General features: G+C 62.1%; 14 protein-coding genes. 2 read left to right on the top strand and 12 right to left on the bottom strand.

The annotated features are described in order from the left end of the window. Positions 1 to 102 precede the first annotated feature (102 nt). The 10 genes from QRN48_RS24210 to QRN48_RS24255 form a co-directional block, all read right to left on the bottom strand. The gene (locus QRN48_RS24210; protein ID WP_285353835.1) at positions 103 to 894 is read right to left on the bottom strand and encodes an amino acid ABC transporter ATP-binding protein; all 792 of its coding nucleotides are present in this window, start codon (positions 892 to 894) and stop codon (positions 103 to 105) included. Beyond that, positions 887 to 1,537, bottom strand: coding sequence for an ectoine/hydroxyectoine ABC transporter permease subunit EhuD (ehuD, locus tag QRN48_RS24215; protein WP_285353837.1), 651 nt, complete (start codon positions 1,535 to 1,537; stop codon positions 887 to 889). The genes QRN48_RS24210 and ehuD overlap by 8 nt, the downstream gene beginning before the upstream one ends. Beyond that, positions 1,534 to 2,214: an ectoine/hydroxyectoine ABC transporter permease subunit EhuC gene (ehuC, locus tag QRN48_RS24220; RefSeq protein ID WP_191943289.1), complete on the bottom strand. Its 681-nt coding sequence runs from the start codon at positions 2,212 to 2,214 to the stop codon at positions 1,534 to 1,536. The genes ehuD and ehuC overlap by 4 nt, the downstream gene beginning before the upstream one ends. A gap of 356 nt (positions 2,215 to 2,570) precedes the next feature. Then, complete coding sequence (gene ehuB, locus QRN48_RS24225) at positions 2,571 to 3,443, bottom strand: ectoine/hydroxyectoine ABC transporter substrate-binding protein EhuB (protein WP_285353839.1); 873 nt, start codon at positions 3,441 to 3,443, stop codon at positions 2,571 to 2,573. A 64-nt stretch (positions 3,444 to 3,507) separates the two neighbouring features. Next, positions 3,508 to 4,413, bottom strand: a complete 906-nt coding sequence (locus QRN48_RS24230; protein WP_285353875.1) for an aliphatic sulfonate ABC transporter substrate-binding protein — start codon at positions 4,411 to 4,413, stop codon at positions 3,508 to 3,510. Positions 4,414 to 4,671: 258 nt separating this feature from the next. After that, the gene (gene msrA, locus QRN48_RS24235; protein ID WP_285353841.1) at positions 4,672 to 5,193 is read right to left on the bottom strand and encodes a peptide-methionine (S)-S-oxide reductase MsrA; all 522 of its coding nucleotides are present in this window, start codon (positions 5,191 to 5,193) and stop codon (positions 4,672 to 4,674) included. Positions 5,194 to 5,328: 135 nt separating this feature from the next. Next, positions 5,329 to 6,303 carry a GlxA family transcriptional regulator gene (locus tag QRN48_RS24240; protein WP_037010270.1) on the bottom strand — a complete coding sequence of 325 codons (975 nt, stop codon included), beginning with the start codon at positions 6,301 to 6,303 and terminating at the stop codon, positions 5,329 to 5,331. A 204-nt stretch (positions 6,304 to 6,507) separates the two neighbouring features. After that, positions 6,508 to 7,176 (bottom strand): sensor histidine kinase, encoded by a 669-nt coding sequence (locus tag QRN48_RS24245; RefSeq protein ID WP_285353844.1) that lies wholly within the window; start codon positions 7,174 to 7,176, stop codon positions 6,508 to 6,510. Positions 7,177 to 7,634: 458 nt separating this feature from the next. Next, positions 7,635 to 8,381: an anti-sigma factor family protein gene (locus tag QRN48_RS24250; protein ID WP_285353846.1), complete on the bottom strand. Its 747-nt coding sequence runs from the start codon at positions 8,379 to 8,381 to the stop codon at positions 7,635 to 7,637. Further along, positions 8,378 to 8,890: an RNA polymerase sigma factor gene (locus tag QRN48_RS24255; protein ID WP_037010265.1), complete on the bottom strand. Its 513-nt coding sequence runs from the start codon at positions 8,888 to 8,890 to the stop codon at positions 8,378 to 8,380. The genes QRN48_RS24250 and QRN48_RS24255 overlap by 4 nt, the downstream gene beginning before the upstream one ends. 156 nt (positions 8,891 to 9,046) lie before the next feature. On the opposite strand from QRN48_RS24255, the gene QRN48_RS24260 reads away from it, so the two are divergent. Both QRN48_RS24260 and QRN48_RS24265 read left to right on the top strand, forming a co-directional pair. Further along, a complete protein-coding gene (locus tag QRN48_RS24260) occupies positions 9,047 to 10,132 on the top strand; it encodes a catalase family peroxidase (protein ID WP_285353848.1) in 1,086 nt (361 codons plus the stop codon). Then, positions 10,129 to 10,683, top strand: a complete 555-nt coding sequence (locus QRN48_RS24265) for a cytochrome b (RefSeq protein ID WP_191943281.1) — start codon at positions 10,129 to 10,131, stop codon at positions 10,681 to 10,683. Before QRN48_RS24260 ends, QRN48_RS24265 begins: the two co-directional genes overlap by 4 nt. Positions 10,684 to 10,879: 196 nt before the next feature. Here the strand turns inward: QRN48_RS24265 and QRN48_RS24270 are convergent, their stop codons facing one another. Continuing rightward, positions 10,880 to 12,022: a M14 family metallopeptidase gene (locus QRN48_RS24270; protein WP_285353850.1), complete on the bottom strand. Its 1,143-nt coding sequence runs from the start codon at positions 12,020 to 12,022 to the stop codon at positions 10,880 to 10,882. 194 nt (positions 12,023 to 12,216) lie between these two features. Continuing rightward, positions 12,217 to 12,756 (bottom strand): DUF4880 domain-containing protein, encoded by a 540-nt coding sequence (locus tag QRN48_RS24275; protein ID WP_285353852.1) that lies wholly within the window; start codon positions 12,754 to 12,756, stop codon positions 12,217 to 12,219. Positions 12,757 to 13,283: the final 527 nt, after the last annotated feature.

Genomic DNA, 13,283 nt, shown 5'->3' on the forward strand with positions numbered 1-13,283 from the left:
GGATGTGCCAGCGCTGGACGAGTTCGGGTTTTTTTCACGTCGCTGTGCTGCCAGCGCCGGTCCTGCGAGCTCAGCCAGCCCGGCCAGGGCCGCCAGTCGTGATCAACGCTGCTCCACAAGATTGAGAAAGCGTCGCGTGCGCTCGTTTTGGGGATCCACCAGGACCTCGTTCGGAGAGCCATCGGCGACGATGCGTCCAGCCTCCATGAACAACACCCGATCCGCGATGTCCTGGGCGAACTTCATCTCATGGGTCACCAGCAGCATGGTCATCTGCTGCTCATGGGCAATGGCTCGGATCACCGCCAGTACCTCGCCCACCAGTTCCGGATCAAGTGCCGACGTCACCTCATCGAACAGCATCACTTGCGGGCGCATGGCCAGCGCGCGGGCAATGGCCACACGTTGCTGCTGGCCGCCGGACAGTTGCGCAGGATAGGCGTCGGCCTTGTGGCTCAGACCGACCAGCCCGAGGTATTGATGGGCACGCTCCAGGGCTTCTTCGCGGCTCAGCTTGAGCACCCGCAGCGGCGCCTCGGTGACGTTCTCCTGCACGGTCAGGTGTGGAAACAGGTTGAACTGCTGGAAGACCATGCCGACCCGGTGCACCAGCGGTGGTTTGGTTTTGCCAGGCCAGCGCCAGCCGCCAGACGCTGCCGGAACCGGTGAGCCAGCCACCTCGATGCTGCCCTGTTGATAGGCCTCCAGGCCTTTGATCAGGCGCAGCACCGTGGATTTGCCCGACCCGCTGGGGCCGATCAGCGCGACTTTTTGGCCGGCGGGAATGCTCAGGTCGAGGTGATCGATAACCCGCGTCGCACCGAAGCTTTTGACCACTTGCCTGAGGATGATCTGCGGCGAAGCGCCAGGCAAACCGTGTGCGAGATCAGACATGGCTGCGCCTCTCGAAGTACTTGAACAGAAGGGAAGTGGGCACGCTGATCGCCAGAAACATCAGCGCCATCACCGTGTAGGGCTCGTTATAGCGGTAGGTCATGCCGGCGATCTGTTTCGCCGCCTGGAACAGCTCCGGGATGGTGATCACCGCCAACAATGGGGTCTCCTTGAACATCCCGATCAGATAATTACCGAGCACCGGCAACATTGGCTTGAGTGCCTGGGGCAGCACGATTCGTCGCCATGTCGTGGCGCTGTCGAAATCCAGCGCCCGCGCGGCTTCCCATTGACCGGACGGAACCCCTTCAATGGCGCCGCGAAACGCCTCGGCGATGTAGGCGGCGTAATACAACCCCAGGCCGATTACCCCGGTGGAAATCGCCGGCAGCGTCAGCCCGGCCAGGGGCAATGCGAAGAACAGCACGTACAGCTGAACCATCAGCGGTGTATGCCGGAAGAAGCTCAGGTAGCCAGCCGTCAGTCGCTGCACCAGCGGATGCTTCGAGCGCTGGGCAATGGCGAGCAGCAGCCCCAGCAGCACCGCCAACAGGAAACCGAGGATCACCACTTGCAGCGTCACCAGCAGACCCTGGAGCAGATCCGGAACGATGGACCAGGCGAAGGCGTAGTCGAAATTCACAGTGCCACCCCGCGCCGCCAGTGAGTGACGCGTCGTTCGTAGCGCCTGACCAGCCAGCTCAGGGGCCAGGCCATGAGGAAGTAACAGACCAGCACGATGCTCCAGATCAGCGTCTGCTGGCCCAGCGTGGTAATCAGCTGCCCGCCGGAAAACGTCAGGTCACTGAGGGTGATGAGTGACACCAGCGAGGTGGTCTTTAGCAATTCGACCAGCTGGTTGCCCATGGGCGGGAGCATGAACGGTAACGCCTGGGGCAGGATGATCCGGCGAAACGCGGTGACAGGGCCGAAATCCAGCGCCTTGATGGCGTCCCGCTGCCCAAGAGCGACATTGCTCAACGCCGAGCGCACGATCTCAGAACCATACGCCGAGAAGGTCAACCCCAGGCCGAGAATGCCGGTGACCATGGGCGCCAGCGTGATGCCAAACAGCGGCAGGATGAAGAAAAGATAGAACAGCAGCACCAGCGCGGAGATCCCGCGCAGGATTTCAACGTACACCGTCGCTATCCAGCGCACGGCGCGCCAGGGTGACAGGCGCATCAGGGCGATGACGAACGACATCACCACCACGACCAGTTGCGCGAAGAAGGTGATTTCCAGGGTGACCAACGCACCGTTTGCCAACTGGCGGGCAACGAAGCGCGCCGTGTCCAGTGTGGCAGCATCAAAAAGCATGGGCCGTACTCCGTATGGGTTGGGGCCGTCATTTCGCGGTCTGTAGGAACGGCTTCAGGCTCTGCTCGCATCAGTGGGACCGGCTTCAGCCGGGAAGAGGCCTGTGCTGACGCTCTCAATTTTCCAGCGTGCCTGCCGACGCCTTCTCGGCTAAAGCCGGTCCCACAATGGCATCGGTGTTAGCACTCGCATGAGCTCGCGGTTTGTGGGACCGGCTTCAGCCGGGAAGAGGCCCGCGCTGACGCCCTCAAATTTCCAGCGTGCCTGCCGACGCCTTCCCGGCTAAAGCCGGTCCCACAAGGGCATCGGCTAGCCTCGCAGGTGCTCGCGGTCCCACAATGGCATCGGCATCAGCCTCAGCGGTTGCAGCGCTGCTCTGCGGTGACGTCTGCGGGTGGCAGTTCGTTTTCGGTGTAGCCGTACTTCTGCAAAATCCTGAGCAGCTCACCGGACGCGCGCAGCTTGGCCAGTTGCTCGTTGAAGGCCTGGGCGAAGGCCGGGTCCTTTTTCGGCAAGCCGTAAGCGTGGTAATTCCAGCTGGGCTTGCCGTCGGCGTCAGGGATCTGCTCGAAAGGCAGCGCACGTTCAACCGGCGTGCCCTCGGCTTTTTTCAGCAGGCCGATGATTTCCGCGTCCGGGAAATACACCACATCGACACGATCGGCCTGCAGCGCAGCCAGTGCTTCGGTGTCCTTGTCGAAGAGCACGACGTTGCCGGCACTGATGCCGCTGTCCTTGGCTTCCTGCACCTGATTGCTGCCCGGCTGGGTTGCCAGTCGTGCCTTGCCGCTGGCCGCGACATCCTTGAGGCTGTGCAGCTTCAGAGGGTTGCCGGCCTTGACCAGAAATGCGCCGCCGGAACGGGTGACCGGGTTGGAATAGCCGATGACCTTGCAGCGCGCCGGGTTGATAAACAGCCCGGCACCGATCAGATCAAACCGCCCGGCAGCAAGCCCGGGCACCAGCGAACCGAACTCGGTGATCGGCAGTTCTACCTTGCTAATGCCCAGGGGTTCGAGGATGGCACGGAGAATTTCAACGTTGGCGCCGACGGTTTTCCCGTCGGTGCCGATGTAGGCATACGGTTGTTCGTTGGCAATGCCTGCGGTCAGGCCCTGAGTGCGACCTTTTTCCAGGAGGCCGGCGACGGCGGAGAACGAAAACACGGCATTCAGCAACAAGGCCGAGCCCAGTGCAGCAGACAACGACAGCGGTTTCAGGGCTTTCATCAAGTGCGCTCAAAAGTGGGAAAAAAGGGTGGGGTGCAGTAACAGGCAGCGCCGGGGGCTCCGTTCATGGCGTCCAGATGTCCACGTCCTTGGCATCCACAGGTGCGGGCAGTAATCCCGCCTTGAAAAAGGCATCAGCTATCTTTTGTTGTTCGCCCAACTGGTCGGCCTTGACCGGCTCGACCTGGTAGCTACGGCGGGCATTGGCGGCTTCTACGGTGTCCGCATCCAGATGTCCCCACAGCGGCCCCAGCACCTGCGCGGCGTCTCGTGGATGGCTTTTGATCCAGCCACCCGCCTGCTGCAGTTGCTGGTAGACGCGCTTTAGCACACCGGGGTGGGCTTGGGCGTAGCCGGTGCTGGTCAGGTAATAGCGCTTGTAACTGGCCAGGCCGACGCCGTCGGTGAGGGTGCGCGTCGGCAATTGACGCTGCACACGGGTGAGAAACGGCTCCCACGTCACCCATGCGTCGACCTTGTTATTTTCGAACGCCGCGCGGCCGTCTGCAGGAGACAGGTAAGCGGGCTGGATATCGCCGAATGACAGGCCGGCCTTGTTCAGCGCGGCGATGAGCAAATAATGGGTACCGGCCGCCTTGGTCACCGCAACCTTTTTACCTCTCAAGTCCGACAGCTGACGGATCGCTGAATCGCTGCGCACCACAATGGCCTGGGCGGAGGGCGACGGCGACTCTTCGGCAAAATAGGTCAGCCTGGCTTTCGCCGCCTGGGCAAAAATCGGAACGGTGTCGGCGACGTCGGCACTGATGTCGACATTGCCCACGTTCAGCGCCTCAAGCAAAGGCAGACCGCTGGGGAATTCGTGCCAGGTAATGTCGACGTCGTCCTGGCCCAGGGCCTGTTCAAGGGCGCCCTGATGCTTGAGCAGGGTGATCAGGGTCGACGATTTCTGGTAGCCGATGCGCAAGGTCTCTCGCGCAGTGGCCGACAACGAATACCCGCTCGCCATCGCAACAATCAGGCTGCAAAGAATTACGCGTCGAAGGGGCTTGGCGGCGGTTTGGCGAGAGATGAGCATGCTGGACTCGTGGCGTGATCCAAGGCGCAAAAAGCGCAGGCCAGAGAGCATAATGTTCTAAAAAGAATTCGCTAAATATCGTTTGGTTATTAGGTTATGCGCTTGGCGAAGTTCTTCTGCCCGGGCTAGGAGAAACAGGCCGCCGTGTGCGACGGCTCTGCCCCGGTGTCTGCAGTCAGGTTGCCGCCATCAGGCCGTCGTGGCGCCGGCTCGTTTTGGCAACTTCCAACCCGCGCGAATGAAATGGCAGGTGTAGCCGTTGGGGAGTCGCTCCAGGTAATCCTGATGCTCTGGTTCGGCTTCCCAGAAAGGCCCGGCCTGTACGATCTCAGTGACAACTTTGCCAGGCCACAGGCCCGAGGCATCGACGTCCGCCACCGTGTCCAGCGCTACGCTTTTTTGCTCTTCGTTGAGGTAGAAGATCGCCGAGCGATAGCTAGGGCCCCTGTCGTTGCCCTGGCGATCCGGCGTGGAGGGGTCATGAATCTGGAAAAAGAATTCGAGGATCTGGCGGTAGCTGATGATCGCCGGATCGAAGACGATTTCGATGGCTTCGGCGTGGTCGCCATGATTGAGATACGTGGCATCGGGTGTGTTGCCGCCAGAGTAACCCACACGGGTCGACAGTACCCCGGGATAGCGGCGCAGCAAATCCTGCATGCCCCAGAAGCAACCTCCGGCCAGCAGCGCGGTTTCGGTATGAGCGGTCATGGATAAATCCTTCCAGCTGTTCAACGGTACGGTGCATGAATGAAAGCGATGCCCAGTGTGCTCGCCCTGCCGTGCGCGGTGCAAGGGGCGGCCGGCCGTGGCCTGATGACCGGGGAGTGCATCGGCTGCGCGCGCTCAGTCGCCGCCGAACTGCTCGCGGTACTGACTGGGGGTCATGCCGATCCGTTCGCTGAACGCCTTGCGCATGTGTCGCGCGCTGCCAAAACCACACCGACACGCCACGACTTTAAGCGGCAGGTCGCAGCCTTCCAGCAATTTACGGGAGTGATCGATGCGCGCATTGAGCAGGAACTGCATGGGCGTGAGGCTGACTTCGCGTTGAAAGGCCCGCGCGAAATTGCGCGGGCTCATGGCCGCCAGGTCGGCCATGCGCTGGACAGTGAAAGCCTCGTTGATGTGGTCGACGATGTAGGCCTGCACCCGGGCAATCGCGCTGTCGTCGCGGGGCACTGCTGCCAGCAGCGGTCCGTACGGGGTTTGTCCGCCCTGACGCTTCATCACCACCAGCAGTACTTTGGCCACTTCAAGGGCGACCTCTTTGCCGTGGTCCTCGGCGACGATGGCCAGGGCCATGTCGATCCCTGCCGTGATCCCGCCCGAGGTGATGAGGTTGCGGTCGACGACATAGATCTGCTCGGTTTCGACGCGCGATGCAGGGTAGCGACGGGCGAGGCGTTCGACGTAATTCCAGTGAGTGGTGCAGCGATAACCGTCCAGTAACCCGGCATCGCCGAGCAGAAACGCGCCGGTGCAGATCGCGCCGAAGCGTCGGGCACTGCGGGCTGCACCGGGTAGCCAGGCTGTCAGCTGAGCATGGGTGACGCCGTATGCCCCCGGGCCACCCGGAACCAGCAGCAAATCCACATCGTTCGGCAGATCCTCCAGCGCCATGTCGGCCTGCACTTTGAGCCCGCACGAGCTGCGAATGAGCAGCGGGGGCTCGGCGAGAGTGACGAGCCGATACTGTTTTTCCGGCGCGAGCAGCCGGTTGGAAATCGAAAAAACATCCATGGGGCCGGTGACGTCGAGCATCAGCACGTCGTTGAATAGCACCATGGCCACTGTCTTTTGGGTCGGGAAGTCGCGCATGCCTGAATCGCCTTTCTGTTGCCGCCATTGCCAATGCAGCGGCAACGAGCCTGAACAAAGCGGCATTCTAGGGGATTACGCGAATGAATGTGAACGCCTGGCGCTTTCCACGCGTTTGGCAATGTCGCGGGCGATGTTAGCGCGCAGGGGTATCTGTCGACGGTTTGGGGAAGCGCCGTGAAAGGGCGACGCCGCAGAAGAGTCTCAGTAGCAGCAAGTGGGCAATTTGAAGCTCATGCGCGCGCCGCCGCAGGCCGACGCCTGAGCCCAGATACGCCCGTGGTGCGCATCCACCACCGCGCGGCAGATCGCCAGACCGACACCCAGTCCGGTGCTTTTGGTGGTGAAGAACGCGCCGAAGATTTGCTCGCGGCGCTCGGCCGGAATGCCCGGACCGTTGTCTTCGACGCAGACCTCGACGCCTTCCTTGAGGTTGAACGAGTTGATCCGCAGCACCGACTCTTCCTGCGCCGACCCGGCCATCGCTTCCAGCGCATTGGTGATGAGGTTGACCAGCAACTGCTGCAATTGCACGGCATCGGCCACAATGGATTGATTGACGCTCAAGGCAGTTTCCAGCCGTACCCGCTGCGCAGTGAGGGCCGGCTGAGTGAGTTGAATGGCCTCGCGAATGACGTCGTCAATGTTGAGTATCTGCAGCTGCAGAGGCGCCTGACGGGCCAATGCGCCCAAGGCCTTGACGATATTGGCGGCGCGCTCGCAACCGGCGCGAATGTCTTTCAACCCCGCGATGGCCTCATCGACATCCGGTACGTCGCGCTGCAGCCAGCGCAGGCTGGCTGCAGCGTTGGCCGCGATGCCAAGCAGCGGCTGGCAGATTTCATGGGCGATTGAAGCGCTGAACTCGGCCATTTTTCGGGCATGCAGGACCGGGGTGTAATCGGTTGGCGCAAGAGTTTGCTCAGGGCACTGGCTGCTGCTGCCCGCAGACGGGCGCAACGAGGGGTATCGATGAACTTGTGGCCAGTGTGACTCCGGCGACCGAAGCCATTGGGCAGGGTGAAGTGATTGATGTTGATCGCGCATCGTAGCCCCCGGCGTGTCGAAGTCCTGTGCTTCGTCGCGCTTGAGTATACGCAGCGCTCCGGGCTTGAAACGGGGCCGATCACGCTTTGGCAGAAATCGGCACCCTGATGGCTGTCACAGGTCCTAAACAGGCTGAACGCCTTGCTGGCGGCGCGATCGGCCGGGTCAAGGCGGTCATTGCAGCGCAGCATCCGGCGCATTCCCGGCTAAAGCCGGTCCCACAAGTACGCGCGGTCCTGAGGGAGGAGCGGTCTGTGGGACCGGCTTCAGCCGGGAAGGGGGCGCTACAGTGCTCGACGCGCCGCTTGCGCCGCCGGGTCGTCGGCGGGTCCCACCACAGCGTAGTTGTAGCCGCTGCCTGACCAATAGTCCGCTTGCAGGTTGCCGTCCCGGCGGGTGCCGCGAGGCAGCAGGTTGTTGAGTTCGCCGGGCGGGCGGATGTAGAAACTCAGGGTGCGTCCCTGTTCGTCCTTGTACACCACCATCGCCGCGGGGCCTTGCTCGGTCGTGGTCAATCGTCCGCTCACTGGCTGAAAACCCGCCGACTCAAGGTCCGGCAGGCGATTGGCCCGGGCAAAGTGGGTGTCAAGCCAGCCCTGAACATCAGTGGTTTTCGTCGCGTTCCAGTCGCTCACCATCTCGGCGTTGCCTGCGAACAGCCGGTAGGCCTGGACGGCGTCGGCCATCGGCGGATTGGCCCTGCTCAGGGTCATGTTTCTGGCCTGCCAGCCGCTGACCCCCCCCAGACTCACGGCGATCAGCAGCACCGCCGCCGTGGCGAAGTGTCGGGCCCGTTGCCGGGCAATCCCCCGGCGAACGGCTGCCGGGTCCAGTTGCGGGTTCGGCGCTCGCTGCAAATCACCGCTCAAACCGGCTCGCAGCAGCTTGGCGTCCTGCTGCCATTGACGGACCTGGCGCATCAACGCCGGGTTCGTCGCCAGAAAGGTCTCCATCGTCGCCTGGTCGGCCTCATCAAGCTGGCCGTCGACATAGGCATGCAGGTCGTGTTCGCTGGGGGGCAGTGTGATCATTTGAGAATTCGCAGGGCAGGGGTGGTGATCTGGCCTTCGCTCAGCAGGCGCAATGCCTGGCGTGCACGAGACAGGCGGGACATGACAGTGCCGATGGGCACATTCAGTACTTGCGCCACTTCCTTGTAACTCAGGCCCTCGACCGAGACGGCCAGTAGCAGGGCGCGCTGTTCGGTGCTCAGGCTGTCAAAGGCCTGCAACGTGGTCTGCGCCACGATCGTGCGCTCCGCCGACGGTGCGTGATGGTCGTCCTGGGTGCCGGTAAAAAACTCCAGCATTCGGCTATATCGCCGCGAGCGCCGATGGGCGTCGAGAAATTGCCTATAAAGAATGGAGAACAGCCAGGCGCGCAGGTCGCCGTCCGGCCGTTTGCTGTCCCAGGCCGACAAGGCTTTTTCCAGACACGACTGCACCAGGTCATCCGCGCTGCTGTGATCGCGGGTCAGTGACGCCGCGAAGCGTCGCAGGCGCGGCAATAACTCGCGTAATTGATCGTCGACATCGTGCATGGGCGTTTTCCGTATGAGCGGCCGGCTAAGAAGAGAGACGCACAACGCTGCAAGTTATTCCGCTGTTCAAGAAATAAAGTTGCCGACGGGAATAAAGGCCTGTTGCCTGCGTCCCACACCACCCGCTGTCCAGAGGCTAAAAGCCCGGAGTGACTGATGATCGACCGTGAACCGCCGTATCCCCACAAACCCCCGTTGAGCACGCCCGCGAAGCTGGCACGCCTGGCCGGCATTGGCCTGATCGTGCTGGTCGCCGCCGGTGCATTCGCGTACGTCAACGGCAGCCTTGACCCGCAAAGGCTGACCCCTGCGCGCGTCGTCGACGTGTTCGAACACAATAACGGTGTCCACCCCGGTTACCGCCGTAACCATCCCAAAGGCATCTGCGTCGCCGGCGATTTCGAAAGCAATGGCGCCGCCGCCAGCCTGTCCAGAGCTGAAGTCTTCGCCAGCGGGCGCACGCCGGTCATCGGGCGCCTGGCACTGCCGACCGGTAACCCTTACTCCCCGGACAGCGCCGCGCCGCTGCGCAGTTTCGCCCTGCAGTTCACCCAGCCCAATGGCCAGCAATGGCGCACAGGCATGAACAGCATGCCGGTATTCCCGGTGGGCACCCCGCAAGCCTTTGTCGATTTGCAAATAGCCACCGCCCCGGACCCCAAGACCGGCAAACCCGACCCCGCCAAGCCGCCAGCGTTTTTTGCCGCGCACCCGGAAGCCCAGCCTTTTCTTGCTTGGGTCAAGACTGCCAAGCCATCCGCCAGTTTTGTGACCGAGACCTACAACAGCGTCAACGCGTTCATCCTGGTAGACAGCAGCGGCAAGCGTCAGCCGGTGCGCTGGAGCCTGGTGCCGCACGCCACCGGAGCATCGCCGGCGCCGGATGCCAAGGATTATCTGGACAAGGATCTGACCGAAAAGCTTGCTGCCGGCCCGCAGCGCTGGGACCTGATTCTGACGCTGGCCAATGCCGGGGATCCGATCAACGACGCTTCCAAGGCCTGGTCAGGGGAGCATAAGACAGTGAACGCCGGGACCCTGGTGATCAACGGCGACACCGCGCAGCTGGACGGCGATTGCCGTGACATCAACTTTGACCCACTGATTCTGCCCAGCGGCATCGAGGGCTCGGACGACCCGTTGCTCGCAGCGCGTTCGGCGGCCTATGCGGCGTCTTACATGCGTCGCACCGCAGAAGTCGATCAGTTGAAATTTGAGCCCGCGCAGGAGAAACAACCATGAGTACGCCCGTCAAGCATTTCGCCCCACTGGCGCGCCTGTTGCACTGGCTGATGGCGTTGATGGTCATTGCCATGTTGTTCATCGGCGCCGGGATGGTGGCATCGGTGTCGCAGCGGCACGAGTGGCTGCTGAACCTGCACAAGCCTCTCGGCATCGCGATTCTGTTGCTGGTGATCGTCAGGATCATTGTCCGTTTGAACACGCGCACGCCGCCATTGCCCGTCGACTTGCCGGCCGTACAGGCGCTGGCGGCCAAGCTCTCTCACTACGTGCTATACGGGTTGATGCTGGCCATGCCGCTGATTGGCTGGGCGATGATTTCAGCCGCCGGGGACCCGGTCATGCTCGGCAGTTCGGTGCGCCTGCCTTCGATCATCGCCGCTGACGCGCAGACCTTTGCCGTGCTGCGCAGGGCCCATGAATATCTGGCGTATCTGTTCTTTCTGACGATCCTGACGCACCTCGCTGCTGCGCTGTTTCACGGCTGGGTACGGCGTGATGAAGTGCTGGACAGCATGCTGCGGGGCAAGTCGGGGGATTCAAAGCGCTAGTGGCCGTTTCGACCAGGGACGGTGCGCGCTGCTTCGTTGTCGGCATGGACACAGGCCTGCAGTAGGACCGGCTTCAGCCGGGAAGCGGCCGGAGCGGGCGTGCTGATTCTAAGCCGATAAACCAATCTGAAACCCAGGACCGCCCGCGGAGTGAATCGCGCGCGCGGTCTTGCCCGAAAGCACGCAGGGTTTCAGATCAGCGCAGCACCGAGACCATCTGGCCCAGTGTGGTGAGCACGTCTCGGGCGAGGTTTTTGGAGCGCTGACCGGACCAGCCGGTGACCACATCCGGCGCGTCGTCGTTGTCTTTGAAAGGCATCTCCAAGGTGAGTGACAGGCACTTGTAGCGTTCGCCGACGCTGTTGCACGCCAGGTTCATATTGGCTTGGCCAGGCGCTGATTTCGGGTAGCCGTAGCGGCTCTGGAAGTCCCGGGTGATTGCGCCCAGTTTTGCGCGAAAATCGGCTTCGAGGGTTTTCTGTTGTGCGGTGTACCCCGGATTGCCTTCGCAGGCGGCGGTGAACACGTAGGGGATTTCTTCGTCGCCGTGCACGTCCAGAAACATGTCCACGCCGTACTTTTCCATCTGCTCCTTGACGAAAAACACCTCCGGGCTCAACTCGGGGGTCGCGTCCTGCCACGCACGGTTGAGGTCCTTGCCTTGGGCGTTGGTGCGCAGGTGCCCATGGTAGGAGCCGTCCGGGTTCATGTGCGGGACCAGATAAAGGTCCGCCGAGGCGAGCAGGGCTTGCAGTTCGGGATCGTTTTCCTGCAGCCGCTCAATGACGCCTTCCATGAACCACTCGGCCATGTGCTCGCCTGGGTGCTGTTGCGCGATGATCCAGATGTTGCGCTTGCCGGCCGCGCCGTTACCCTTGCGCAGCAATGGAATGTCGCGGCCTTCAACGCTCTTGCCCGTCGCCAGCAGCTCGGTGCCCGCGCCGGTCAGGGCCTGCTCGACGAGCCATTCGTGGCGCTCGCGGCTGTAGGGTTCGAAATAGGCAAACCATGCCTGGGGTTCGGTCGGGGTGAGCTGGAAGTTCAGCGCCTTGCCGTCGAAATGGCTCGGCACCCGGAACCAGATTTTTTGATCGTACGAAGCGACGGCGTTATAGCCGGTCCAGGCACCGTTGTAGCTCGATTCGCTGGCGTTGGTCAGGCTGAAACCGTGGGGTTGGCCGACCTGCAGCCCGTCAGCCTTGAAATGGAACCACTGGAAATGCGCGCTCTTGGTGTCAGGCCGAATAGCCAGTTGCACCGCTTGAGGGTTGCTGGCGTCCAGCACGATGATATTGCCGCTGTCGAAATCGGCGGTGAGGGTAAGGGCGGTTTGAGTCACGGGGGAGTCCTGAATGCGTGAATGCCAACGCTGCGCCATCGGGAGGCAATCGGCGCATGGCCCGACTGCCCCACAGGGCTGTTGTGTCGGTTACTTTACACGCAACAGGTTGGGGGACGGCGACAGAATATTCTCTAAAAGGGGCATGACCTTCCTCGGCCCTGCACCTCAGCCCAGCACCTCGGCGAAACGCTTCAACTGTACAGCTCGGCTGTGACCAGCAGGCCACACAGCAGCGTGGTCGCCAGCAGCCAGCCGAACCACACGCGCGGCCTGCGTCGATGCCAGCCACTGGCGCCCAAGGTGACCGCAGGCGCATGCAGGGCCCGCCAAAAACGCTCGCTTTCTTCAAACGCCGCCAAGTGCCGAGGATCGGCATCGAGCCAGTGGCGGAACTCGATGCGCTGGCTGGCCGTGGCCTGGGGGCTCTGCAGGTGGACATACCAGGCCAGGCCCTGAAGCAAAACGGGCCGGAAGGGATCGTCTTCGGCCGGGTCGCCAAGGCAATGCTCAAGCGCCGCCATCATGCAACGCTCGACCCCACTGGCGTCTACGCCGAGCAGTCGGGCGATATCGGAATAGGAAAGGTTATCGAGCCGGCTCAGCAGGAATACTTGCTGGACCTTGCGCGGCTGTCGCTGCAGGCGCCGGCGGTATGCGTCCGTCTGCGGGCTTGCCTGTTGGGCGGCGTGAACGGCAGAGGCGGTCATCAACGAGTCGAGCGGCTGAGTCATGGCGTCTTACTCACTGTGCATAGGCGCTGTGGCGAAAAAAACGTGTCGTTGGTCGCAGCGGGAGAGTGCGGTGCAATAGGGCGGGCTGAGGGTGGCCACTGTGAAACAAATGCTTTGCCTGATGTTTCAGATTTTGCACCAGAGGAGCCGCTAAAACCTCTATCGATTTGCTATGATGCGCCCCATCGAAACGGCAGACCACTGTCGACCCTCTTCATTAGCCTGAAGACGCTGCACCCGACCGAACACAGACCCGCAAAGGGCATAAAAAAAGACCCGGCAAAAAGCCGGGTCAAAAACCGTGATTAGCCTGATGAGGAGATAATCTGGAAGCCGACCTAAGGCTTCCGGGTTACCAGCCAGTCTCGCGACCGGATGCGCTCAATAATAATCATTATCATTTGAGAGTCAATGCTTTTTTCGCGCCCTGGCGAAAAGAGTGGATGCCGGCTGCCGATTGATCCGCTAAGTCCATTACTGACACGACGGGTTCGCCAGCAACCCGGCTCCTACAGTATCGCGTAGTG

It is taken from the genome of Pseudomonas sp. ME-P-057, assembly GCF_030208975.1.
Classification (GTDB): domain Bacteria; phylum Pseudomonadota; class Gammaproteobacteria; order Pseudomonadales; family Pseudomonadaceae; genus Aquipseudomonas; species Aquipseudomonas lutea.

Excerpts from the sequence above, each read along its gene's own strand:
- QRN48_RS24210 (WP_285353835.1), bottom strand. The coding sequence starts at position 894 with ATGTCTGATCTCGCACACGGTTTGCCTGGCGCTTCGCCGCAGATCATC.
- ehuC (WP_191943289.1), bottom strand. The coding sequence starts at position 2,214 with ATGCTTTTTGATGCTGCCACACTGGACACGGCGCGCTTCGTTGCCCGC.
- ehuB (WP_285353839.1), bottom strand. The coding sequence starts at position 3,443 with ATGAAAGCCCTGAAACCGCTGTCGTTGTCTGCTGCACTGGGCTCGGCC.
- QRN48_RS24230 (WP_285353875.1), bottom strand. The coding sequence starts at position 4,413 with ATGGCGAGCGGGTATTCGTTGTCGGCCACTGCGCGAGAGACCTTGCGC.
- msrA (WP_285353841.1), bottom strand. The coding sequence starts at position 5,193 with ATGACCGCTCATACCGAAACCGCGCTGCTGGCCGGAGGTTGCTTCTGG.
- QRN48_RS24240 (WP_037010270.1), bottom strand. The coding sequence starts at position 6,303 with ATGCGCGACTTCCCGACCCAAAAGACAGTGGCCATGGTGCTATTCAAC.
- QRN48_RS24245 (WP_285353844.1), bottom strand. The coding sequence starts at position 7,176 with ATGGCCGAGTTCAGCGCTTCAATCGCCCATGAAATCTGCCAGCCGCTG.
- QRN48_RS24250 (WP_285353846.1), bottom strand. The coding sequence starts at position 8,381 with ATGATCACACTGCCCCCCAGCGAACACGACCTGCATGCCTATGTCGAC.
- QRN48_RS24255 (WP_037010265.1), bottom strand. The coding sequence starts at position 8,890 with ATGCACGATGTCGACGATCAATTACGCGAGTTATTGCCGCGCCTGCGA.
- QRN48_RS24260 (WP_285353848.1), top strand. The coding sequence starts at position 9,047 with ATGATCGACCGTGAACCGCCGTATCCCCACAAACCCCCGTTGAGCACG.
- QRN48_RS24265 (WP_191943281.1), top strand. The coding sequence starts at position 10,129 with ATGAGTACGCCCGTCAAGCATTTCGCCCCACTGGCGCGCCTGTTGCAC.
- QRN48_RS24275 (WP_285353852.1), bottom strand. The coding sequence starts at position 12,756 with ATGACTCAGCCGCTCGACTCGTTGATGACCGCCTCTGCCGTTCACGCC.